The following is a 22,822-nucleotide window of genomic DNA, read 5'->3' as shown; positions in this document are numbered from 1 at the left end:
GGGGATCGACGCATGAGTACTCAAACAAATACACAGTTGAAGGTCGAAGCGATCCTGTTGAATAGCTTTATGGAGGGGAGTGTCGCGGTACCGAGTCTGCTGCTCAAGCATTACCGGACACTGCTCTTGAGTGAGGTTGACGTCATGACGCTCATTCATTTTATTTCATTTGTTGAAAAGGAACGGAACAACTTCCCGACATTGGATGAAATTCAGGAGCGGATGTCAGCTTCACCGGATGTCGTAATCGCTAGTGTGCAGAAGCTGATTCGAGAGCAGTTTATCGCCATCGATGAGGATACGAACGAAACGACAGGGTTTCGCAGTGAGCAGTATAACCTGACGCCGCTGTACAAGAAATTAGCGAAGTGTGTTGCGGAGCAGCAGCTGAAAGCGATAGCTGAGGCTGCTGCTGTGGCACAAACGCAAGTTCCGTCCGATGATCGTGTGAAGAACATTTATACGACGATCGAGAATGAATTCGCCAGACCTTTGACGCCAATGGAGCTGGAAACGATCAGCAATTGGCTAGATAAAGATATGTACAAAGAAGAGCTGATCATGACGGCTTTGAAGGAAGCAGTTTTTGCCGGAAAAGTTCACTTCCGTTACATTGATCGGATTCTGCTCGACTGGAGCCGCAATCGCGTATCGACGGTTGACCAAGCGAAGGAATACTCGCAGCGGTTCAGGCAGTCGAGATAAAAGATAAAAAACGTCTAATTCTTCGCCCTAAGGGGGAAGAATTAGACGTTTTTTTCTTTGAAGCCGCGGTTAAGTCGGAAAAATCGACTTACTGGGGAGAAATGGAGCCAGCAGCCCTGTGTAAGTCGAAAAAATCGACTTACAAGGGTGAAATGGGGTCTGCGACTCTGCCTAAGTCGAAAAAATCGACTTACTGGGGAGTAATGGAGTCAGCAGCCCTGTGTAAGTCGAAAAAATCGACTTACAAGAGTGAAATGGGGTCTGCGACTCTGCCTAAGTCGAAAAAATCGACTTAATAGTGAGCACCCAATTTACTTCTTCAACAAATGCGAGCGATACACATATTCAAATAAGAATTCGAATGCTTCCAGATGACGCTTCGCTTCGAAAGCATTGGCGCCCCAAGCGTAGATTCCATGCTTGCGAAGAACGATACCTGGAATACGCGGTACGATCGCACCTTCGACTAACTCTGCAATGCGTGGAATTTCGGCATAGTTGGGCAAGATCGGAATCTCAATTTGAGCTTCTTCATCCCAAATATTGAACGCTTTAATGAGCTCAACGCCATCAACTGGAATACTCCCACGATCACCATATAGCTCGGAAGCTAAGTTGTTAAAGATCGTATGCACGTGGAAAATGGCGCCAGCGCCCGTTAAACGGTAAATCTCGCTGTGGATCAAGGTTTCCGCTGATGGCTTCAGGCTCGTCGCTTCCGTTGGCAAGCCTTTCTCATTGACGAGAAGGAAATCCTCCGGGGTTTGAACGGATTTATCTCTACCGCTTGATGTGATAGCGAATGTGAAGGCACTAGGTTCGAAACCACCAACACGCACAGATAAGTTACCGCTAGTCGCAGGAAACCATCCACGTGCAGCTAGATTAGCTTTGATGTCACGCAATTCAGCGAATGCACGCTGTTTTTCTTCTAGTAAAATACTCATCTGACCGGTTCAGCCTCCAATTGCTTAATAATATCGAAGAATGTTTCGAAGGGATGGTACGCATAACCGAGTTGATCACAACGCTCGATGAGATGTGATCTGGCAAAAATCGTATCCACAAGCTTAGCACCTTCGAAATCGGTGATGCTGTCTCCGATAATAATTCGCTCATACCGCTCGGGATCGTAAGATCGAATGATGCTTGTTTTGCACATTCCGCAATCGGTTACGCAATGGGCATCGCAAGGATTCGGCCATAGGATTTCGATGGTTTCCCCTTCGAAAGAGCTGGCGTTGCAATAAATATGATTCTCAGGAATATCGAATGCGCGAAGCAGCGGGTAAATAAAGAAATCAATACCTCCGCTTGTGATCAAAAGTGTGATCCCCTGCTCCTTGCAGTAGGAGACAAACGCGTCAAAACCATCGCGGATAGTGGCATTGTTGATGGCATAGTCCACAATTTCAGCCTTACGCGAGGTCGGCAGCAGATCGAACATTGCCCCTACACCTTCACGAATGGAAATTTGCTGCGTCACGATTTGCTCGACAATGCCTTCCCAGCCTTCGGGATTGAAGTGCTTCATTATTGCTACGATGTTATCGTTAACGGTGATTGTACCGTCAAAGTCACAAAAAATAATTCGTTCCTTGCTCATACTCTAATCCCCCATGTGTCTATAGCTGATTGTAGCTCTGGATGTGTTAGGGCGTAGTCGCGCAGTGATTTACCTTGTAATGTCGCGTCGATGGCTTGGCGGAACGCTTGTCCACCCGCGATCGTTCCCATCGGATGACCGTGGATACCGCCTCCGGCGTTCACGATAACATCCTGCCCGAAATCACGTAAAATGAGCGGAACAAGTCCAGGATGAATACCCGCGGAAGGAACCGGGAAGCTTGGTGCTAATCTTAATTCTACATCAGACGGCGCCTGATAGGTGTAATCTTTACGTAAATCTTTAGTTAACAGAACATGCTTAATGGCCAAATTCTCTTCCTTCGGCATCACAACGGAGCCGTATGGCGAAGGGAATAGCACCAAATCAGCACCAGCAAGACGCATAAGCTTGCCTAGTAGGACAGAAGGCGAGATACCGTAGTGCGGCGATGGATATGTAGCTCCAGCCAAAGCAGGATGAGCCATGATCGGAATATTAATTTCCGGATCCGAGCTTAATTCATGCAGCACATCGAAGCCGTAAGCCAAAACATTGAAAAGCAAAGCATTTGCGCCGGCTGCAATTGCTTTCTTGGCTTGGGTAGCAAGTTTAGACGTTGAACCCGTTAAATTAACCGCATAGAGCAGCTTTTGTCCGGTCTCCTTCGTCGCTTGCTCAGCAGCTTCGAGACAAATCGCTATGCGTTTCTCCATCGGCGTTAACGGATTCTCGAATAGAATCTCGTCGTCCTTGATAAGATCGACGCCACCAGCGGCTTGCAAGTAAAACTGCTCGCGAAGCGCTGGCAACTCATACCCTACAACGGACTTGAAGATGCTCATAAGCAGCGGGCGATCATGTACGCCAAGAAGATCACGAACACCTTGCATCCCAAATTTCGGACCCGGGAACCCGGCGAGGAAATCGGAAGAGAAGGCGAGGTCGATCAGCTTGATTTTGCCATCCATAGACAGCTTGCCGAACACAGTCACTAGCAGCGCGGGGATATCCCGGCTATAGTTCACATCTGGATACGCGATCGTGATATCCGCATATCGATTAGTAGTTGGCTCACCAGCAGCAGGCTCGTGGACTTCAACGGCAACGACCTTGCCCAAATGCTTCTCCATAGAAGCCTTTTGAGCCTCAGGCAGCTCCGTCCAACTACCCACTGTAAGACCAACAGCGATGCTTGTTGCTTTTTTATGAAAATCGGCTTTCTCATCGAAACTCCGATAGGTTGCTAAACAATAGGAACTCATGACAATCTTTCACCTGCTTTAACTAGAATTAATTCATAAGTATTATACCGATTTCCCTACTGGACTGGTTGTAGCAATTTGCTCGCCCATTTCCTTGGCTCGTGCAGCGGAAGAAAATACAGCTTGTGCAATGGCTTCGCTAAACTGAAAACGATCCAATGCTTCAATGGATTTTTGCGTAGCTCCATTAGGTGACGTAACTTTACGTCGCAGCTCCGCAGGATCTTCTTTCGTATGTTGTACCATGTGTGCGGCACCAAGCACCGTTTGAAGTGTTAATTGCTTCGCATCTTCTTCGGTGAGACCGCCGTCGATCCCCGCTTTAATCATCGCTTCCATGAAATAATATACATAGGCAGGACCGCTTCCGGAGACACCTGTAAGAACTTCCAACTTATCTTCTTCCACAATCGTGACGGTTCCCACAGCTTCAAACATTTGGATGGCAAACTGCTTGAATGTATCATTAACCTTAGAGGAGAAGCTCATTCCTGTTGCCCCTAAACCGATGGTTGAGGAGGTGTTAGGCATGGTGCGAACGATAGGCATGTTGGTTTGCAATAGCTTTTCAGCTTTATTAATGGATAAGCCGGCAATGACGGAAATGAGCAGCTGTCCCTCGTTCAAAAGAGGTTGCAGCTCTGCAAAGGCAGATTCGACATCCTTAGGTTTCATGCAAAGAACAACAACGTCAGCTTCGCGTATGAAAGCATCTTTCGTCTCTGGATCAGATGTTGCCTGCAGGCCGTATTCCGATCGAAGAAATGCTAATCTGTCTTGGTCGGAGCGATTCATCATATAAATGTGCTTTGGATTAGCAACTTCCGTCTGGATGAGACCGCGGACGATGGCTTCCGCCATGGAACCTGCGCCTACAAAGGCAATTTTGGCTTGTGATATGATCGTGGACATCGGGCATTCCTCCTTAGTATATACGGCTTATTCGCGTATTTGTCCGCTTCCGTAGATGCGGTATTTGGTCGAAGTTAAAGCAGGCAGTCCCATAGGGCCACGTGCGTGAAGCTTCTGTGTAGAAATGCCGATCTCTGCTCCGAATCCAAACTCAAAGCCATCGGTAAAGCGCGTCGATGCATTATGGTACACCGCTGCAGCATCTACTTCTTGTAGGAATCTCTCTGCATTGGCAGCATCTTCCGTCACAATACATTCGGAGTGCATCGTGCCATAGTCCCGAATGTGAGCGAGGGCCTCATCTAGATCCTTAACAACTTTTATGGATAAAATATAGTCGCCGTATTCCGTTCCCCAATCCGCTTGTTCAGCAACCAGCATACTTGGAACTAAGCTTCTTGCACGCTCGTCACCTCGCAGCTCAACATTGACACCTTGGAACGCTTCAGCAATCGCAGCTAAATGTTTTTCAGCAATTGCTTCGTGTACGAGCAAGGTCTCCATGCTATTGCAAACAGATGGGCGTTGCGCTTTGGCGTTAATCCCGATACGAACGGCCATATCGAGCTGTGCACTTTGATCTATAAAAGTATGACATACCCCTGCGCCTGTTTCAATGACTGGGACCGAGGCGTTATTGACAACATTTTGAATAAGTGAATGACCGCCACGTGGAATCAGCACATCAATCAGCCCATTGAGCTTTAACATTTCGTCGACAGAACTGCGATCCGCGCTAAGAATTAATTGGAGGGCATCAGCCGGAAGAGCTGAACGCTCAAGGGCTGAATACAACACTTCCACAATTTTCTCATTCGAAAAGAGAGCAGAAGATCCGCCACGCAGCACGACAGCATTGCCTGTTTTGAGACATAAGCCCGCCGCATCGACCGTTACGTTCGGTCTTGCTTCATAAATAATACCGATGACGCCTAGGGGGACACGGATTTTGCGAATCCGCAGACCATTCGGGCGGTCAAACGACTCAAGCGTATCCCCAATCGGATCTGGGAGCTCAGCGATTTGACGCAGGCCTTCTGCCATGGCCGCAATTCGGGATTCGTTTAGTGCTAAACGATCGAGCAGGGAGGCACTTGTATCTAGTTCCTTGCCACGCTGAAGATCCTTCGCGTTGGCTTCGATGATCGCTTGTTGCTCTGTAATTAGCGCATCCGCCATCAGCAGCAACGCCGCATTTTTCTGCTCAGTCGTAAGATTGCCCATTGCTTGGGCGGCTTGCTTGGCAAGCTTGGATTTATGTATGACTTCACTCATGGGAAGACCTCCTAGTTGAAAAAGGTTTGGCAATGCGTTAACAATTGTTCCACGTTAAGTTCATAGACGGTGCCGTTCCGGCGTTCTTTACATTCGACGATGTGTTCGCTTGTTTTCTTTCCTACGGTAAGACGCAATGGGAAGCCTAGTAAATCGGCATCATTAAATTTCACGCCAGGACGTTCCTCGCGATCATCCCAAAGTACAGCGAAGCCTGCGCGAGTTAAAGTCTTATAAATTTCCTCAGACAAGGCCATCTGAGCCTCATCCCCAACTTGAACGGTTAAGAGATGAATGGCGAATGGCGCTATGGTATTAGGCCAAATAATGCCTTTCTCATCCTGATGCTGTTCAATGACAGCGGCCAACACGCGTGATACCCCAATTCCGTAGCAGCCCATAATCATCGGCTCGGAGAGTCCGTTTTCATCCGAGAAGGTTGCGCCGAGGGATTCGCTATATTTGGTGCCGAGCTTGAATACGTGCCCGACTTCAATACCTTTTGCAAAATCGAGCTCATGTCCGCATTGAATACAGCTTTCGCCTTGACCAACGTTGCGAACATCTGCATAGGTGATGTCACCTAAATCACGCTGAACGTCAACATGCTGAAGGTGATAATCCGCTGTATTAGCACCAACAACCGCGTTCTTTAATCCTTTAATCGATGTGTCGGCGATCAGCTTGACAGTTGTAAGTCCAATCGGTCCAATAAATCCAGCCTTTGAACCAAGCGCAGCGATTTCGACTTCGGACAGCATGGTGATTTCTTGAACGCCAAGAACATGCTTCAGCTTGATTTCATTGATTTCGAGATCACCTCTTACAAGCACAATTGCAGGAGAACTATCCGCTTGTACGGCGACGGATTTAATGATTTGCTGCGGTTCAATCTGAAAGAATTGACTTAATTGTTTAATGCTTGTTACTCCTGGGGTATGCACTTTAGACGGTTGGGTGTTAGCCATGTCGCTAGACGATACCGATGCATTAGAAATGTTACCAGTGGCTTTCTCCAAATTAGCTGCATACTGACAGGAAGGGCAATGAACGATTGTATCCTCGCCGACATCCGCCAAAGCCATGAATTCATGCGTATCCGTTCCGCCAATCGCGCCGGAATCGGCTTCAACTGCTCGGAATTGTAAGCCGCACCGTGTGAAAATATTGACATAAGCATCGAACATCGCTTGATAACTGGCATCAAGTCCGCTTGCGGAGCGATCGAAGGAGTACGCATCCTTCATTAGAAATTCACGTCCACGCAGCAGGCCGAACCGTGGTCTGCGCTCATCGCGATATTTCGTTTGGATTTGATATAACGTAACAGGTAGTTTCTTATAAGAATGAATCTCATCCTTGACGAGTGTCGTGATTACTTCCTCATGCGTGGCGCCTAACGCAAACTCGCGACCATTGCGGTCCTCAAGTCGCATCAATTCGGGACCATAGACATCCCAACGACCAGATGCTTTCCATAATTCGGCAGGATGGAGAGCAGGCATGAGCATTTCTTGCGCGCCAGCGCGGTCCATCTCTTCCCGCACGATCGTTTGAATATGTTGAAGGGCCTTAAGACCCAATGGTAAATAGGAATAAATACCGCTGGATAACTGGCGAATGAGTCCTGCTCGCAGCATAAGTCGGTGACTGGCTGCCTCGGCATCTCCCGGTACATCTCGTAAAGTAGGGTTAAGTAATCGTTGTTGTCTCATGATTAAGGGAGAGCCTCACTTTCTATTGTGAATCAAAGATTAGGTTAATGGCACCCATTCATCGCGGTGGATGACTTCGATGCGTGTGACCTCGACACGTTTCTGGACTTCGTCGGTGGATAGGCCTGCCGCGGCTTGCACTTGCCAAGCCGCATAATTGACGACGCCGCGGCCCAGCAGCACGCCATCACTGCATAGCACCTCGACGACGTCGCCGGGGTGGAAGTCACCAACGGCTCCCATGATGCCAGCGGGGAGCAGGCTCTTCCCACCGTTGATCAGGGCTGCCTTGGCCCCCTGATCAACGATGATTTGCCCTTGGGGCAGCGAGTGGAAGCCGACCCACTGCTTCTTGACCGGCAGATTGTTCAGCGCCGTGTCAAAGTACGTTCCCTTGCCGGTACCACTCACGGCAAGGTTCAAATCATCGGGCTCCAGCACGCGCCCGATGAAGACCGGCACGCCCCCGCGCATCGCGATGCGGGCGGCCTCGACCTTGGAGCGCATGCCGCCGGTGCCGACCGCGCTCCCAGAGCCTCCAGCGAAGCTGAACAGCTCATCGCTGATGGCGTCTACGCGATCGATGCGCTGCGCGTTCGCGTTCTTACGAGGATCGTCCGTGTACAGGCCGTCCATATCGGTAATGATGATCAATTTGTTCGCCTTGACCAAATTGCCTACCAACGCCGACAACGTATCATTGTCGCCGAATTTCAATTCATCCACGGAGACGGTGTCATTCTCGTTAATAATTGGGACGACGCCGCGCTGCAGGAGCTCGTCAATCGTCATCATCGCGTTCTGCACGCGCTTGCGGTTGGAGAAGTCGTACCGGGTCAGCAGAATTTGCGCCACGCTCACGCTGTGGGACGCAAAGGCTTCATGGTACGCCTGCATTAAGAGCGCTTGGCCGACGGCTGCGGCGGCCTGCTTCTCATGCAGCACCTTGGGCCGTGTGCGGTAGCCAAGGGAAGTGAACCCTGCGGCGACTGCGCCTGAAGTCACGAGCAGCACCTGACTGCCGCTTCGCTGCAATTGCGCTAGCTCAGCTGCAAAAAAACGTATTTTATCCGGATTCAGGCCGCCCGTATCTGAGGTTAATGAGGAGCTGCCGATTTTGACGACGATTCGCTGAGTCATATTCATCCCATCCTTCGGTTTACAACTATGTAGATACAAAAAAGACTCCCGTCCTCAAACATAAGGACGAAAGTCTGTTGCTTCCGCGGTACCACCTTAGATTAGCGCATATCAAATAGAAAGCGCTCAACTTTAGATTCCCTGTATAACAGTAGGGCTCTGTTCAACTCATCGTTGACGGTTCAGGGGCGGGTTCGGATTCGGTTCACGGCAAGCTCTCTCAGTCAATGGAGCTTACTCCCTGGTTACGTGCGGCACGATTCGTACTATTCCCATCATAACGTTGCTGTTTGGAATTTTAATTCTATCTAGAATAGCATGGTACGCGAGAGTTTGTAAAGGTGCAAATGGCTTGCTTTCAAGGATCTTTGGTTAAATAGGAGTTAAAAAAGGTTTAACTTCCCGATCCGCTGCACAGCCTCAGCTAACCGTTCCTCGGAAGATAATAAGCCTAGTCTAACATAGCCTTCACCGTGAGTACCGAAGCCCACACCTGGAGCCACGACAACTTTAGCTTCTTCTAAAAGAAGATCAGAAAGGCTTTGTGACGAATGTCCCTTCGGTACTGGCAGCCAAGAGAAGAACGAGCCTTGCGATGGCTTTGCCTTCCATCCAATGCCGGCAAGCGCTGTGTAAAGCGCATTCCGACGACTTTCGTACACATCGCGCAGCTCTGTTACACAGTCTTGCGAGGCTGTTAAAGCAGTTGCTGCTGCAACTTGTATACCGCCGAACAAAGAGCAATAGTAGTGATCCTGCATCAAGTTAATGAGGCGTATCACTTCTTTGTTGCCAAGGGCAAAGCCTACGCGCCAGCCAGCCATGTTGTACGTTTTGGACAGCGTATAGAACTCGACGCCTACTTCCTTGGCACCAGGTGTTTGCAAGAATGAGATCGGCTTCTGACCATCAAAGCCAATGGCGCCGTAAGCGAAATCACTCGCTACAACGACCCTATTTTTCTCAGCGAATGTAACCGTTTCTTCATAGAAAGAAGCGGGAGCCGTCGCACCGGTCGGGTTGTTCGGGTAGTTAATGAACATGAGCTTGGCGCGGTCCAAGTCGGACTGCTTCAGCTGCGAATAGTCAGGCAGGAAGTTATTTTCTTCACGCAACGGCATGAAAGCCATTTCAGCACCAGCAAGTGCTACCCCAGACCAATAGTCGGGATAGCCAGGATCAGGAACGAGACAAACATCGCCAGGATTCAATAAACATTGAGCAATTTCGATAAGTCCTGTTTTGCCGCCGAAAAGGATCGCAACTTCTGTATCTGGATCCAGATCAACGTTATGATCTTCCTTATAGCGCTGCGCAATCGCCTGTTTCAGGAACGGAAAGCCGCTAAAGGGCGGATATTTATGATACAACGGATTCGCAGAAGCTTCTTGAATCGAAGCTACGATATGCGGAGGCGTCGGGCGGTCTGGATTCCCTTGACCCAAATTAATGACATCATGGCCAGCAGCGATTTGAGCATTTGCTTTGCCAACGAGCGTTGCGAAAAATTGTGTCGGCAGACCCTTCATTCTTTCGGCTGGTTGTATAGCAAATCGAGAAGATGTTGAAGATTTGTTTGTCACGGTTTAATTCACACTCCGGAGGTCGGGATTTTAAACTATACCCTAAATGTAACATGATTAATCTTTTTTTCATAGTCGATGAAGATAATCGATTGTACTTCATTTTGACATTGTCATATGATGGAGGCAACGATGTACGAAGGAGATGAATGAGATGACAGATCATGCCCAAGTCGCTGATGTTTTTCTGCAGGAGTCGATACGTGCTTTTCAAAGTATGAAGAAGCTGGGGGATAAAGCATTTGCGCAAACAGCGGAGACCTTTTTCCATCAGACTATAAATGAAGAATCGAATTCCCTTGAGGTGCTCATCAAGCATATGCATGGGAATATGTTGTCCCGTTGGACCGATTTCCTAACCTCCGATGGGGAAAAAGAGACGCGAGATCGAGATGGCGAATTTGAAGGGGATAGCCTTTCCCGAGAAGCATTGATTGCCCTCTGGGAAGAAGGCTGGCAAGTGCTATTCACAACACTTCGCTCGCTGACATCCGAGGATGTGCTGTTTAACGTGCGAATTCGTGGCGAGAAACATACCGTATTGCAGGCGATTCAACGTCAAGTTTCTCATTACGGGTATCATGTCGGGCAAATTGTCCTGCTGTGCAAACATTGGTCTAGTCAGAATTGGAAGACGCTTAGCATTGCTAAGGGGGAGTCTAAGCTTTTTTAACCAACGCAATAGTTTAGCTCGATGTTGGCTGCTTAATTCGGGTGTTGGGGAACAGATAGTGGAAATAGTTAGATTTCACCGTCTTAAATAACCTTAAATCAGTTGTGAGGGGCAAAATTGGCATATTAGTTCGGCAAAATCGAATTAATCCAGCATAATGTGCGATATTATCCCGTTTAGTTCGTTTTTTTCTGACTATTCGTAATAACTAGCTCCATCTGGTGGCGAGCACGGCGGGAATGACGGGCATGGCGGACAGGAACCTGGGATGAGGAACAGAAGGACAAGTGAATGTTGAGTTAGGCGATCGTTTCGACTAATATGTACACATAAGCATTTTCTTTTAGCCGGAAGGAGTTCTCACCAATGTCCCAAACCCAATTACTTAACCTTGCTCTTATTCAAATGGATATTACGATCGGTGATCCTGATGCGAATTTTGCTCACTTAAAGAAGCTGTTGCTCGAAGCTGTGGAAGCCGATCAGAAGCCAGATGTCCTAATTTTTCCCGAAATGTGGAATACAGGCTATGCCTTAACTGAAATCCATCAACTTGCTGATGTGAATGGTGAGAGAACCAAAGCGTTCTTGAGTGGATTCGCTCGTACACATAGCGTAAATATAATTGGTGGATCGATTGCGGATAAAAAAGGGGAGCGTGTGCTCAATACAATTTACGCGTGGGACCGCGAAGGTCGCGAGATCGCAGAGTATTCCAAAATCCATCTTTTCCGACTCATGGATGAAGAGAAATTCCTGCATAGCGGGGACAAATTGGGTTTGTTTGAGCTCGAAGGCGTACCTGCAGGTGCGATGATTTGCTATGATATTCGGTTCCCAGAGCTTTCACGTAAATTGGCGCTAGACGGTGCACGGATTGTGTTCGTGCCTGCGGAATGGCCGCATCCTCGTCTGCATCACTGGCGTACACTTCTAATGGCAAGAGCCATTGAGAATCAGATGTACGTGGTTTCTTGTAATCGCGTAGGGACTAGCGGAACGACGAATTTCTTCGGTCACTCGATGGTCATCGACCCATGGGGCGAGGTGCTTGTTGAAGGTGACGAAAGCGAAGCCATCCTCAGAGCAACGATTGATTTGGAAGAAGTTGTGCGTGTACGGGGCAAGATCCCTGTTTTTGAAGATCGCCGGCCCCATTTATATTAGAGGTTGTTCTAAAAGTCGTCTTTTGATCGCGAAGCAAGCCAGGCAGTAATTCGACATCGAATCTTGCGTTCACCTTTGAACTCCGGTGCTCATGTAGGTTTTGCCTACACTCCGCTCCTCCTTCTTCAGGTTCTCACAACCTTCTCGGCGCTGAAAATCCGACTTTTAGAACTCGCATTATATGGGAAGTTGATTTTTGCAGCGATATTTTGTAAACTAAAACCAATTGAATGATCAATTGTGGCTGTGAAGGATGAATAGTACTTGAACTACTTCATATTCAGCGAGTTGGGGAATGGTGTAAGCCCAGCATGAAGCTCAAGGAAAAGGCTATCCGGAGCCAATACGATAAAGGGGATACATGCTTTAACAGGTGTATCAACTAGGGTGGAACCGCGGGTGCTAAAGCTCTCGTCCCTAGGCATTATTTGATGCCTTTGGATGTTGAGCTTTTTTGATGTCTGCTCATGTCCAAACGGTTGTCAACGGGCGAAGACCCACTAACTTGAAGCTTAAGGAGCGATTGAACAATGAGTGTAACAATGGAGCAAGTTGTCGCATTAGCGAAGCACAGAGGTTTCGTATTCCCAGGTTCTGAAATTTATGGTGGTTTGGCGAATACATGGGATTACGGTCCGCTTGGCGTTGAGTTGAAAAACAACATTAAACGCGCTTGGTGGAAAAAATTTATTCAAGAATCCCCGTATAACGTTGGGTTAGACGCGGCAATTCTGATGAACCCGCAAGCTTGGGTGGCATCAGGTCACGTAGGAAACTTCAACGATCCTATGATCGATTGCAAAAGCTGTAAAGCTCGTCACCGTGCGGATAAATTGATCGAAAACAAGCTGGCTGAGAAGGATATCGAAATCATCGTCGACGGTATGACGTTTGACGATATGATGAAGTTAATCGTGGAACATAATATCGTGTGTCCAGATTGCGGAAGCAAGGATTTTACAGATATTCGTCAGTTTAACCTGATGTTCAAAACGTTCCAAGGTGTCACAGAAGCGAGCTCTAACGTTGTTTATCTTCGTCCTGAAACCGCACAAGGGATCTTCGTTAACTTCAAAAACGCGCAACGTACGATGCGTAAAAAGCTCCCATTTGGTATCGGCCAAATCGGTAAAAGCTTCCGTAACGAAATCACGCCAGGTAACTTTACGTTCCGTACGCGTGAATTCGAGCAAATGGAGCTTGAATTCTTCTGCAAGCCAGGTGAAGACTTGAAATGGTTTGAGTACTGGAGAAGCTTCTGTCATAACTGGTTGCTTTCACTAGGTGCCAAAGCAGATAATCTTCGTCTTCGTGATCATAATGACGACGAGTTGTCCCACTACAGTAATGCAACAACAGATATCGAGTACAAATTCCCGTTTGGTTGGGGCGAGCTATGGGGCATCGCGGATCGTACGGACTACGATTTGAAGCAGCACATGGCGCATTCCGGCGAAGATTTCAACTACATTGATCAAGAAACGAATGAGCGTTACGTTCCTTATTGCATCGAGCCTTCTCTTGGAGCAGACCGTGTAACGTTGGCGCTTCTGATTGATGCATTCGAAGAACAAAAGCTTGAAGGTGATGACAGCCGTACGGTTCTTCACTTCCACCCAGCATTGGCACCAATGAAAGCAGCGATTTTCCCACTTTCTAAGAAATTGAACGAAGGTGCACAAGCCGTATTCGCAGATCTTGCGAAGCATTTCATGGTCGATTACGATGATACAGGTTCAATTGGGAAAAGATACCGTCGTCATGATGAGATCGGAACACCATTCTGTATCACATACGATTTCGAATCCGAAACAGATGGTCAAGTAACCGTTCGTGATCGTGATACGATGGAACAAACGCGTATGCCGATTACCGAACTGAAAGCCTTTATCGAAAACGCACTTCAATTCTAATTGCGAATGTTCAACTTAAATTGCTACAGCAAACCCCTTGTAAGCACGTCGAATGACGCAAGCCTACAAGGGGTTTTTCTCTAGATAACATAGTCTAAAACTTCACTGTAAGGTAAATAGCGTCTAACTTCACGTAGCGGCGGTGTATATACATGGATCGAGATGGCCGGTTCATGAAAGGGATTGCTAAGTTGGTGAATTTGCTCTGCAGGTGCCGTGAAATATTCGCCAGCCTGAATGAAGTCGTCCTTCTGAGCGATCGGATAACCGTCTTCGTCTAAGGAGAAGGTTGAATTTACTAAGCCTCCTCCGACTAGATAAGCTGCGCCAATGGACAAGCCATGGTTGTGGATCGCCGTTGAACGGGAAGCAGGAATGTGAATGACGATTACTTCCAGATGTGGCGTGCTATAGACAACATTTCTGCCATAAGGCAGCTGCTGAGGCTCGGATTTGTAATCAGGAACGAAGATTAGCATTTGCTCTATGGATTGAAGTGCCACTCGCAATTGCTCCAATGTTGGGGTTTGCAACTTACAGAATGTCTGTTCAATTGCTCTTATGAGCGTCATTGGCTTCTGCCTCCTAGGCATTCTCATCACTTTATCAAAATTAATTTGGGAAAGGATAAGTTTTTTTTATATAATATGCCTCCGAGCTTCAAATGGTTAGGGATAAATGTATGAATTTTGCGTGGAAATCAGTCTGTAGACGGGGAAGTGTTCCTACTCTAGCGGTATGGCTTGCGGATGTCGATTCTGACACAATAGTAGAAGATAACGAATTCGAGCGATAATGAGAGGATGCATGGAAGATGAAGATAATAGGGAATCAGCAAGATCGGAAAGAAATTCTCGCCATCTTCGAAGCGTTAAGCAGAGCATGGAATAACCATGACGGTCTTGCGTTTGGGGCATGTTTTACGGAAGATGCAGACTATGTGACGTTTAATGGACAGCATATTAAGGGGCGTCAAGCAATTGGGGATATTCATCAAGAACTTTTTGATGGTATTTTACGTGGTTCAAGCATGGTTGAAGGTGGTTCGCTGCATGTTCGATTCGTTACACCTGATATGGCTATAGCACATGCAGTAGGGGCGATTAAGCTGCGTTGGCAGAAGAATGCGCCTAAAAACCGAGATTCGATCAACACGAACGTTGTCGTCAAAGAAAAAGGCGAATGGAAAATTGCAGCTTTTCACAATTGCCGCATCCAACCGCCTAATTTTATTCAAAAATGGTTCATGAATAAGTCTAAATCGAAGAAAACTGAGCTAATTAAGGATCCCTAGACTCGAAAAGGCGGCATACGTCTGCCATCAATATCGGTGAAGCCATATTCCTCTGCCAGGTTGCCAACCTCCAGTAGTTGTCCAGCTTTAAGGCTTACTTGAGGGTCAGAGGCTAGGGCGACGACTGCTCTACCGATATACTCCACGGATTCTGTTAGATGAAGGTCCTCAACATTCATAAAGTTAGGATCGTCTGCTTTTAAGCCATAATGCTGAAGTACAGCTTCCGTGCGCATCCATCCAGGTGCCAGAGATAGCGCGGTTACAGGAAGCTGATTCGCTTCGAGATTCTGAGACATGGCGCGTGTCATCGTAACGACGGCTCGCTTCACCGTGTCATAGAAGACATTAACGGGATAATCCCCGCCGATATCAGAATATACACCTGTATTAATGAGGAGACCATTCTTCTGCTCCAGAAAAAAGGTAGACATCGCATAGCGACTGGCAACCATCTGAGCGCGCAGCCCTGCGTTAAACATTTTATCCCAGCGAGCCATGGGCTGCTCCCAGAAAGGTTTTAGGAAATCACCATCCTCATTATTTTCATAGCCACCCCACGCATTGTTAACGAGGAGATCCAATTTCCCTTGCTCTTGTTTAATTCGAGTGAAGAGTGCTTGAACATCTTCATCAACGGTATGATCACAGCGAACTGCAATGCCCAAGCCTCCTCGAGTTGTAACTTCCTCTGCTGTATCCTCAATGGTTCCTGTTATATTATCTCTACTCGATTGCGCTCGTGTGCTGCGACCTGTGACATAAACGGTTGCACCTGCTGCCCCAAGCGCTAAAGCGATTCCTCGGCCGCCGCCGCGACTTGCTCCTGTCACTAAAGCTACTGTCCCTTGTAGTTTTTTCGTCATTTCCTAAAGCTCCTTTTCCTAATTGAGTATCAAATTGGTATGAAATGTAAGTTTGGATGTCAATATAGCTCTCATTATTGTATCCCAATTGTAAATGGGTGAGACGATATTCTTAGATCACCCACGAGATAACCTAGAATTGTGACACATAACTAGTATATATCCTACGAATGGCACGTGCCAGAAATCCTTAATCCGCGAGATAATTATGCAAACGCTGTCTTTTTGTAGTGCAAGTATACTATCTTCTTAGAATTACTACCTTTGCACTATTTCAAGCATTCGATTTGAGCCTTATAGTTAGTGTCACATGCGCGAAAAATACATAATTTTGTAAGGTGTTGATAGAAACAGAGGTATGAGACATCGTTTTCTATTTAACTCAGAGCATAAATGCCAATTCATTTCAAAGCTATATAGAGAAAGGGAGTGGGATTGATGACAGGATTAGCTGAAGAGACGCAAATGCATGAATTCACAGAGAGAGTCGGGATCTCACAAGCGGAGATTGCTAAGCTGCACGAGAAATCATTTCTGAATGGCGTTCAAAGAGATTCGACGCGCGTGAGGTTTCGCGTGCAAGGCAAGATGATGGAACGGCTACTAGCTAAAAACCAAGTTCTCATGGATGTCATCCTTCGGCAAGCGCATCTGAAGACGAATACCTTCTACTTTCCTAATTTATTGATGGTGACGGATAATCACGGGGTCATTTTAACCATTAATGGGGATGAACGATCGATTCTGCAAGCAGCTAATTTAAATAATATCGGAATTGGATCTTCGTTATCACTCTCTAGTGCGGGGACAAATGCCGTATCGGCAGCCATTGATCTTCAGCGACCGGTTTGGATCAGTGGTGAAGATCATTATCTAGATACCATGCACAACTGGGTGACGATGTGCGTTCCTATACAAACTGCTGATAATCAAATCATGGGTTACTTAGTGTTGACTGCTTTTCAACACATTTCTGCACCTTTTATGTATCCATGCATCAAATCGATTGCGCTTCTCCTGGAATATGAGTTGAGGAAGACGGAGCTGCAAAGTAAAACATGGTTCGTGGAGGAAATGCTGGAAGAACGACTGAAAGCTTTCAAGCTGACGCTTCGTGAGAAGGAAGTCGCTACATATTGGCTGCTGGATTATGATTATAAGCAAATCGGCAAGGTTCTAGGGATAAGTGAGAATACCGTACGTGTCTATGTAACGAAGATCAATCGCAAGCTGAAAGTAAATTCCAAAGCTTCGTTGATCCTAAGTGTTCTTGGAGCGATATAGAGATACAAGAGAAGTAGATATACATATGCGTTACATGGGAATTGAGGGTTAGTAACATCTGCTATATACATATTGACGAATCAAGGTAAGAAATTGTTCAAACTGTAGAAAAAAAAGCTTCTATCTCATGCGATGTTTGTGGGGATAGGGGCTTTTTTTGTATATCTGTTTGCTTTGAACTAGCAAGTAGAGTGAGAAAGATCAGCTAAATGTCATGATAAGCCCGAGTAAGCTCGGGTTTTCTTTGATTGGGCAGGCTAATTAGTCTAGGAATTCGCGGAGGTGGCGACATTTTACAATGAATAATGATGAATTTGATGTAAAGCAACATATGAAGAAGACCCATTTTTTAAGGAATTTGATGAAATAACACGTTATTTCTGCTACATATGCAAATGGTATATAGCGAGAATGATAGGTAAGTTATCTATCCGCGCTCCGAAAGAACTAGATGAAACCGCTTCCTAAGTACGACGTGCGCCGTGAAGTCCCGACTCGAGTCCCCCAACAATGCGTCCAACTAGCTTTAAATCCCTACAAAACAGCCTATAAACGTCTAACGTGGCTTAAGAATTATGGTTCATGCATTAGGTCATTCGAATTAATAAGTATGTATGATTTGCTCTACAGAAATTACCGTCTATATTTGAGGCATCCCACCGAAACGGGAGGGAAAATGTCGAGCTTTGAGGGACGGTAGGCTATGAGACAAAGAAGAAAGGCCTTGATCCTGCAGCCTATTAAATGGATTCTTCTTCTAGGCGTCGTCGGTTCTGGAAGTGTATATGGATTACAGGCGGCAGGGTTTATCGAGTGGAACTCCGAGCAGAAGCTGGAAAGTTTGATGTTCTGGAAAACCACCGACAATGCTTCATCGAAAGGAATTGCGCTTGCAGCTGGGGCAGAGAAAGAAAATGCGAAGCCATCGGTTAAACCGACGCCAACTGTAAGTTTGGCAGCAACGACATCGGCATCGCCGACAGCTGCACCTGCAAGTACACCAATAAGTACACAAGCACCAGCAGCAACAACAGCAACAACAGCAACAACAGGCTTACAGGTCATATCGCAAGCGCAAAGTATTGTCGCTGTGAATGCGAATGTGAAAGCCTGGCTGGAGCAAGCGGGATTGATCAAACTTGAGCCAGGGAAGCTGTTCTCCTATCAAGGATGGTTGACTGAAGTTAGCAAAGGCAAGGTGCCTGAGAAAAAGGCAGAAGAGTTATCGCAAGTGGCCTCATTATTGTATGAAGCTGCACTGCGAGCTGGGTTGCAAGTTGGTGAGCGCTATGCACATCAGGATAATCCGACCTATGCAGCTGCTGGATTTGATGTTGATTTTCAAGGTGAGCAGAAAGATTTAACGTTCTATAACTCTTTAGGCGTTCCCATTACGGTAGGCGTGATTTATAACGGTGAAACACCAGTCGTGACACTCAATGGAAAACCGAAAACCGATTGGAAAGCTCCTAAAATTACGGTTACTAAAGAAGTATTCGCACCGGAAAGCATTTTTGTGACGGATTTTACGCTAGCAGGTCAAAGTGATGCTAAACGGAGTGAAGGTCAATCAGGACTTCTGGTTAAAGTGTTCGCTGACGAGAAGAATGATGGCAAGAACGAGCTGATATATAAAGATTTCTACGCACCACGTCCTATTGTGATCGCGAAGGCGCCGACAGCGGAAGAGCTTAAATCACCTTAAATCAGTAGGTTGCACAGATCCGTTACGTACTCTATCAACAGAAGGGAGGACCCCCCAATGCGCATAGGTGAACTATTTGTCATGAACGGACTCATCACGGAGGATCAGCTCGAACAAGGGCTGAAGCAGCAAGTGCACACACGGAAGAAAATCGGTGAGATTCTCATTGATAAAGGGTTGATCACTGAAAGACAGCTAGTCGAAGTGCTAGAGTTTCAGCTAGGGTTTCCTGTCGTCAACATGTTTGAGACGCAGCTTGATATGCAATCGGTTCAATTAATACCCGAAGCGCTTGCTCGTAAGCACTGTGTCATTCCAATCGAACGCAAGAATGGCAAAATTAAGGTAGCGATGGTAGATCCGCTAAACTACGGTGCCATTGAAGAAATTCGAATGGCGACGAATATGAGTGTGCAGCCTGTCATTGCCATTCGCTCCGAGGTCGAGCAGGCCATTACGAAAAACTATGGCATGAAAGATTCCGTCGATGAGCTGATGGTCGACTTGGATAAAATCGAGATCAAAGACGAGGAATCGGAAGCCAATGATCAAGGCTCGCCAATTGTAAAGCTAGTCAATCAAATCATTCAATCCGCCGTGCAGCAGAGGGCGTCCGATATTCACGTTGATCCACAAGAGAAACAACTGATCGTGAAGTACCGAATTGATGGAGTGCTTCGTACAGAGAAAGCACTGCCGAAGCATATGCAAGGTGTATTGACTGCTCGATTGAAAATCATTGCGAAATTGAATATCGCCGAGCGAAGGCTGCCGCAGGATGGTCGGATCCAGATGCAAGTAGATAACCGCAGGATTGATATTCGGGTATCTACATTACCAACCGTACATGGTGAAAGTATTGTTCTCCGGATTTTAGATCAATCAGCTGGTGTTAAGAAAATTGCCGATTTGGGACTCAGTGAAGCGAATTTGGTGAAATTCGACAGAATGATTCAAAAGCCGAATGGGATCATGCTGATTTCGGGACCTACGGGAAGCGGGAAAACGTCAACGCTCTATTCAGCCCTCGGACAATTAAATGGCGATGATGTCAAAATCATTACCGTTGAGGATCCGGTAGAGTATCGGATGAACGGCGTCACTCAAGTACAAGTAAACTCGCAGATTGGTCTGACCTTCGCTTCTGGCTTGCGATCCATTCTTCGACAAGATCCGAACATTGTTATGGTCGGGGAGGTCCGAGATGCGGAAACGGCAGAGATCGCAGTGCGTGCTTCCTTAACAGGGCACTTGGTATTAAGCACCATCCATACGAACAGTGCAGTAAGCACGATAAGCCGGCTTGTTGATATGGGAATTGATTCTTACTTAATCGCTTCTTCGCTCTCTTGTATTGTCGCTCAGCGCTTAGTACGGCGAGTATGCCGGGAATGCGCTGCACAGGTACCTGCAAGAGAGGATGAAATCAAGCTGCTGGAAACGCATGGACTGCTCGGTGGCAGTGAGCAGCAGCTTGCTGGGACGGGAACAGGTGTCGTGGTTCCACTGACTTCTCCTAAAGCAACAGATAAGCCAGTCATGGTTACTAGGGGGAAAGGCTGCGGAACATGCAATAAAACAGGCTATAGAGGACGTATAGCCGTTCACGAGCTGTTAGTTGTAGACGAAGCACTGCGCAGCCTGATCGTGCAGAATCGTCCGGTCAGCGAGCTAGAGCAGCATTTGGTTAAGAATGGCTTTAAAAATATGCTCTATGATGGTTTGCTCAAGATTCGCCAAGGACACACAACGATTGAAGAAGTGTTGAAAGCCGTGGCGGACGAATAGACAGCTAGGAAGTAAGTCTTGATTGGGGGTGAACAATAACTTGGCGAACTTTACGTATGAAGCCGTCAATGAAAGTGGCAAGAAGCTGAAGGGAATGGTGAAAGCCCAGAACAAGCAGTTGGCCATTACAGAGCTGCGGGGACGCGGGATAACCATTCGCAGCATTCAAGAGCAGCGGAAGACGACGATGGATCTGGAAATCCACATTGGACGCGTTGTCAAGCTAGAAGACTTCGTTATCTTCTGTCGGCAATTCGCCACGTTGATCCGTGCAGGGATTCAAATTGATCAAGCCGTTTCGATTCTGGAAGATCAATCAACCTCCAAATATTTGAAAGCTGCATTAGGCGATATTTCAGAGCAAATACGCAGCGGTCACCCCTTATCCAAAGGGATGGGCGAGCATCCGAAGGTATTTCCCGATATGTTTGTCAATATGATGGCTTCGGGTGAAACCGGTGGTAACTTGGATGAAGTGTTGGAACGAATGGCGGATCATTACGAGAAAGAACACAAAACGGTTCAAAAGGTCAAATCAGCGATGACGTATCCGATCGTTGTTCTGGTCATCGCCATCGGCGTCGTCATTTTTCTCTTACTGAAAATTGTCCCTACCTTCGCAGATATGTTTCTGGAGCAGGGATCAGAATTGCCACTGATTACAAAATTCGTTATGAGTTCAAGTGATGCCATCGTGCATTATTGGTGGATGTTCTTGGTTGGTCTGGTCGGCGTGATTCTGTTATATCGGAGTTTTGCGGCTGGAGAGGAAGGGAAGTTCTGGATCGATACGATTAAGTTTAAAATTCCGGTCTTCGGTATCATTCTCAAAAAGGCAGCTGTTGCCCGAATGGCGCGTACGATGTCCTCGCTGTTTGTGAGTGCGGTGCCTGTGTTACAGGCATTGGATGTAACCGAGAAAGTAGTTGGCAATCGTGTTATTGCCAAGGTACTGCGAGAGGCGAAGGACAGCTTGCAGCAAGGTAAAATGCTTTCCGAGCCGATCAAGAAAAGCGGTATATTCCCTAAGATGGTCGTACAAATGCTCATCATCGGAGAGGAAACCGGTCAAGTCGATAATATGCTGGCGAAGATTGCGGATTTTTTTGAAGCTGATGTAGATCAGAGTGTAGATCGATTGAAGGCGGTGATTGAACCTCTCATGCTGCTGTTCGTTTCCAGTATTGTCGGTGTAATCGTAGCAGCCATCATGAGCCCGATGTTCAAAATGTACGATAACTTCCTGAACTAATTCAGACTAACTCGAAGGGAGGTGATAGACAAATATGTCGCCGGCTTTACCAGCATCACAACATAACGTAATACCAGATTGGCAAGAGCAAGTACATAACCAAAATAAACCTAGAGGTGGGAATGCAATGAACGAATTGACAATGAATAACAACCAAAAGATGAGCTTCCGTTTCCCGAAATTTTCGAAATTTTCTTTGAAAGAGCTTAACAAAAATCAAAAGGGCTTGACTTTGATCGAGTTACTAGCAGTTATTGTCATTATCGCGATTATTGCAGCGATTGCGATTCCATCCATTGGCGGAATCCTTAAAAACACGAGAATCAACGCTCATAAAACAAATGCTCATATGGTTATTGATTCAACAAGACTTCTAATCACTGGCGAAGGATTATCTATTACGGCGGCAACATCATTCAAATTGAGTGATTTAAAAACGAAGGGCTTCCTGGAAACTGTACCAAAAAACCCATCTGATAAAACTAAAACATATGATCCTGATGGCTCTTTTGTAAGTGTTGCACCAGATGCAAACGGAAATTATGTTTATACTGTCACACTTACAAAAATAGGTGGTACTACACCTCACATTAGTGCTAAAAAAGAAGATGAACTTGATGCCTTGACTGCAACAGACGTTGTAGAATAACCACAAACGTAAGCGCGCCGCCTCAGGCGG

At 46.7% G+C, this 22,822-nt stretch carries 20 protein-coding genes; 10 read left to right on the top strand and 10 right to left on the bottom strand.

Annotated elements, in window-relative coordinates:
* Positions 1–12 precede the first annotated feature (12 nt).
* Positions 13–705 carry a DnaD domain-containing protein gene (locus tag AC58QC_RS13270; protein ID WP_497415626.1) on the top strand — a complete coding sequence of 231 codons (693 nt, stop codon included), beginning with the start codon at positions 13–15 and terminating at the stop codon, positions 703–705.
* A 311-nt stretch (positions 706–1,016) separates the two neighbouring features.
* Here AC58QC_RS13270 and mtnB read toward each other — a convergent pair whose 3' ends face one another.
* The 8 genes from mtnB to AC58QC_RS13230 form a co-directional block, all read right to left on the bottom strand.
* Positions 1,017–1,652 carry a methylthioribulose 1-phosphate dehydratase gene (gene mtnB / locus AC58QC_RS13265; RefSeq protein ID WP_497415625.1) on the bottom strand — a complete coding sequence of 212 codons (636 nt, stop codon included), beginning with the start codon at positions 1,650–1,652 and terminating at the stop codon, positions 1,017–1,019.
* Positions 1,649–2,311 carry a 2-hydroxy-3-keto-5-methylthiopentenyl-1-phosphate phosphatase gene (locus AC58QC_RS13260; protein ID WP_497415624.1) on the bottom strand — a complete coding sequence of 221 codons (663 nt, stop codon included), beginning with the start codon at positions 2,309–2,311 and terminating at the stop codon, positions 1,649–1,651. The genes mtnB and AC58QC_RS13260 overlap by 4 nt, the downstream gene beginning before the upstream one ends.
* Complete coding sequence (locus AC58QC_RS13255) at positions 2,308–3,576, bottom strand: 2,3-diketo-5-methylthiopentyl-1-phosphate enolase (protein ID WP_497415623.1); 1,269 nt, start codon at positions 3,574–3,576, stop codon at positions 2,308–2,310. Before AC58QC_RS13255 ends, AC58QC_RS13260 begins: the two co-directional genes overlap by 4 nt.
* A gap of 42 nt (positions 3,577–3,618) precedes the next feature.
* Positions 3,619–4,488 (bottom strand): pyrroline-5-carboxylate reductase, encoded by an 870-nt coding sequence (proC, locus tag AC58QC_RS13250; protein ID WP_497415622.1) that lies wholly within the window; start codon positions 4,486–4,488, stop codon positions 3,619–3,621.
* A 27-nt stretch (positions 4,489–4,515) separates the two neighbouring features.
* Positions 4,516–5,763, bottom strand: coding sequence for a glutamate-5-semialdehyde dehydrogenase (locus AC58QC_RS13245; protein WP_497415621.1), 1,248 nt, complete (start codon positions 5,761–5,763; stop codon positions 4,516–4,518).
* Between the two features lie 11 nt (positions 5,764–5,774).
* Complete coding sequence (locus AC58QC_RS13240) at positions 5,775–7,478, bottom strand: proline--tRNA ligase (protein ID WP_497415620.1); 1,704 nt, start codon at positions 7,476–7,478, stop codon at positions 5,775–5,777.
* A 39-nt stretch (positions 7,479–7,517) separates the two neighbouring features.
* Entirely contained in the window at positions 7,518–8,618 is a 1,101-nt protein-coding gene (gene proB / locus AC58QC_RS13235) for a glutamate 5-kinase (protein ID WP_497415619.1), read from the bottom strand.
* A gap of 383 nt (positions 8,619–9,001) precedes the next feature.
* A complete protein-coding gene (locus AC58QC_RS13230; protein WP_497415618.1) occupies positions 9,002–10,201 on the bottom strand; it encodes a pyridoxal phosphate-dependent aminotransferase in 1,200 nt (399 codons plus the stop codon).
* Between the two features lie 154 nt (positions 10,202–10,355).
* On the opposite strand from AC58QC_RS13230, the gene AC58QC_RS13225 reads away from it, so the two are divergent.
* The 3 genes from AC58QC_RS13225 to AC58QC_RS13215 all read left to right on the top strand — a co-directional run bounded on the left by AC58QC_RS13225 (position 10,356) and on the right by AC58QC_RS13215 (position 13,954).
* Positions 10,356–10,874, top strand: a complete 519-nt coding sequence (locus AC58QC_RS13225; protein ID WP_497415617.1) for a DUF1572 family protein — start codon at positions 10,356–10,358, stop codon at positions 10,872–10,874.
* Positions 10,875–11,240: 366 nt separating this feature from the next.
* Positions 11,241–12,041: a carbon-nitrogen family hydrolase gene (locus AC58QC_RS13220; protein WP_497415616.1), complete on the top strand. Its 801-nt coding sequence runs from the start codon at positions 11,241–11,243 to the stop codon at positions 12,039–12,041.
* A gap of 530 nt (positions 12,042–12,571) precedes the next feature.
* Positions 12,572–13,954, top strand: a complete 1,383-nt coding sequence (locus AC58QC_RS13215; RefSeq protein ID WP_497415615.1) for a glycine--tRNA ligase — start codon at positions 12,572–12,574, stop codon at positions 13,952–13,954.
* A gap of 80 nt (positions 13,955–14,034) precedes the next feature.
* Here AC58QC_RS13215 and AC58QC_RS13210 read toward each other — a convergent pair whose 3' ends face one another.
* The gene (locus tag AC58QC_RS13210; RefSeq protein ID WP_497415614.1) at positions 14,035–14,526 is read right to left on the bottom strand and encodes a cysteine dioxygenase; all 492 of its coding nucleotides are present in this window, start codon (positions 14,524–14,526) and stop codon (positions 14,035–14,037) included.
* A gap of 242 nt (positions 14,527–14,768) precedes the next feature.
* Here AC58QC_RS13210 and AC58QC_RS13205 point away from each other — a divergent pair, with 242 nt between their 5' ends.
* Positions 14,769–15,248, top strand: coding sequence for an SgcJ/EcaC family oxidoreductase (locus tag AC58QC_RS13205; RefSeq protein WP_497415613.1), 480 nt, complete (start codon positions 14,769–14,771; stop codon positions 15,246–15,248).
* On the opposite strand, the gene AC58QC_RS13200 is transcribed toward AC58QC_RS13205, so the two are convergent.
* Complete coding sequence (locus tag AC58QC_RS13200; RefSeq protein ID WP_497415612.1) at positions 15,245–16,114, bottom strand: SDR family NAD(P)-dependent oxidoreductase; 870 nt, start codon at positions 16,112–16,114, stop codon at positions 15,245–15,247. The genes AC58QC_RS13205 and AC58QC_RS13200 overlap by 4 nt on opposite strands.
* 438 nt (positions 16,115–16,552) lie before the next feature.
* Here AC58QC_RS13200 and AC58QC_RS13195 point away from each other — a divergent pair, with 438 nt between their 5' ends.
* The 5 genes from AC58QC_RS13195 (at position 16,553) to AC58QC_RS13175 (ending at position 22,792) form a co-directional block, all read left to right on the top strand.
* Positions 16,553–17,398 carry a helix-turn-helix transcriptional regulator gene (locus AC58QC_RS13195; RefSeq protein ID WP_497415611.1) on the top strand — a complete coding sequence of 282 codons (846 nt, stop codon included), beginning with the start codon at positions 16,553–16,555 and terminating at the stop codon, positions 17,396–17,398.
* 703 nt (positions 17,399–18,101) lie between these two features.
* Entirely contained in the window at positions 18,102–19,103 is a 1,002-nt protein-coding gene (locus AC58QC_RS13190; protein WP_497415610.1) for a VanW family protein, read from the top strand.
* Between the two features lie 57 nt (positions 19,104–19,160).
* Positions 19,161–20,891 (top strand): GspE/PulE family protein, encoded by a 1,731-nt coding sequence (locus tag AC58QC_RS13185; RefSeq protein ID WP_497415609.1) that lies wholly within the window; start codon positions 19,161–19,163, stop codon positions 20,889–20,891.
* A gap of 40 nt (positions 20,892–20,931) precedes the next feature.
* Positions 20,932–22,143 carry a type II secretion system F family protein gene (locus AC58QC_RS13180; RefSeq protein ID WP_497415608.1) on the top strand — a complete coding sequence of 404 codons (1,212 nt, stop codon included), beginning with the start codon at positions 20,932–20,934 and terminating at the stop codon, positions 22,141–22,143.
* A gap of 34 nt (positions 22,144–22,177) precedes the next feature.
* The gene (locus AC58QC_RS13175) at positions 22,178–22,792 is read left to right on the top strand and encodes a prepilin-type N-terminal cleavage/methylation domain-containing protein (protein ID WP_497415607.1); all 615 of its coding nucleotides are present in this window, start codon (positions 22,178–22,180) and stop codon (positions 22,790–22,792) included.
* The last annotated feature ends 30 nt before the right edge of the window (positions 22,793–22,822 follow it).

The sequence above is a fragment of the Paenibacillus sp. J22P51 genome, from assembly GCF_059692215.1.
This window is presented reverse-complemented; position numbering and strand designations above follow the sequence as displayed.

Excerpts from the sequence above, each read along its gene's own strand:
- AC58QC_RS13270 (WP_497415626.1), top strand. The coding sequence starts at position 13 with ATGAGTACTCAAACAAATACACAGTTGAAGGTCGAAGCGATCCTGTTG.
- mtnB (WP_497415625.1), bottom strand. The coding sequence starts at position 1,652 with ATGAGTATTTTACTAGAAGAAAAACAGCGTGCATTCGCTGAATTGCGT.
- AC58QC_RS13260 (WP_497415624.1), bottom strand. The coding sequence starts at position 2,311 with ATGAGCAAGGAACGAATTATTTTTTGTGACTTTGACGGTACAATCACC.
- AC58QC_RS13255 (WP_497415623.1), bottom strand. The coding sequence starts at position 3,576 with ATGAGTTCCTATTGTTTAGCAACCTATCGGAGTTTCGATGAGAAAGCC.
- proC (WP_497415622.1), bottom strand. The coding sequence starts at position 4,488 with ATGTCCACGATCATATCACAAGCCAAAATTGCCTTTGTAGGCGCAGGT.
- AC58QC_RS13245 (WP_497415621.1), bottom strand. The coding sequence starts at position 5,763 with ATGAGTGAAGTCATACATAAATCCAAGCTTGCCAAGCAAGCCGCCCAA.
- AC58QC_RS13240 (WP_497415620.1), bottom strand. The coding sequence starts at position 7,478 with ATGAGACAACAACGATTACTTAACCCTACTTTACGAGATGTACCGGGA.
- proB (WP_497415619.1), bottom strand. The coding sequence starts at position 8,618 with ATGACTCAGCGAATCGTCGTCAAAATCGGCAGCTCCTCATTAACCTCA.
- AC58QC_RS13225 (WP_497415617.1), top strand. The coding sequence starts at position 10,356 with ATGACAGATCATGCCCAAGTCGCTGATGTTTTTCTGCAGGAGTCGATA.
- AC58QC_RS13220 (WP_497415616.1), top strand. The coding sequence starts at position 11,241 with ATGTCCCAAACCCAATTACTTAACCTTGCTCTTATTCAAATGGATATT.
- AC58QC_RS13215 (WP_497415615.1), top strand. The coding sequence starts at position 12,572 with ATGAGTGTAACAATGGAGCAAGTTGTCGCATTAGCGAAGCACAGAGGT.
- AC58QC_RS13210 (WP_497415614.1), bottom strand. The coding sequence starts at position 14,526 with ATGACGCTCATAAGAGCAATTGAACAGACATTCTGTAAGTTGCAAACC.
- AC58QC_RS13205 (WP_497415613.1), top strand. The coding sequence starts at position 14,769 with ATGAAGATAATAGGGAATCAGCAAGATCGGAAAGAAATTCTCGCCATC.
- AC58QC_RS13200 (WP_497415612.1), bottom strand. The coding sequence starts at position 16,114 with ATGACGAAAAAACTACAAGGGACAGTAGCTTTAGTGACAGGAGCAAGT.
- AC58QC_RS13195 (WP_497415611.1), top strand. The coding sequence starts at position 16,553 with ATGACAGGATTAGCTGAAGAGACGCAAATGCATGAATTCACAGAGAGA.
- AC58QC_RS13190 (WP_497415610.1), top strand. The coding sequence starts at position 18,102 with ATGAGACAAAGAAGAAAGGCCTTGATCCTGCAGCCTATTAAATGGATT.
- AC58QC_RS13185 (WP_497415609.1), top strand. The coding sequence starts at position 19,161 with ATGCGCATAGGTGAACTATTTGTCATGAACGGACTCATCACGGAGGAT.
- AC58QC_RS13175 (WP_497415607.1), top strand. The coding sequence starts at position 22,178 with ATGTCGCCGGCTTTACCAGCATCACAACATAACGTAATACCAGATTGG.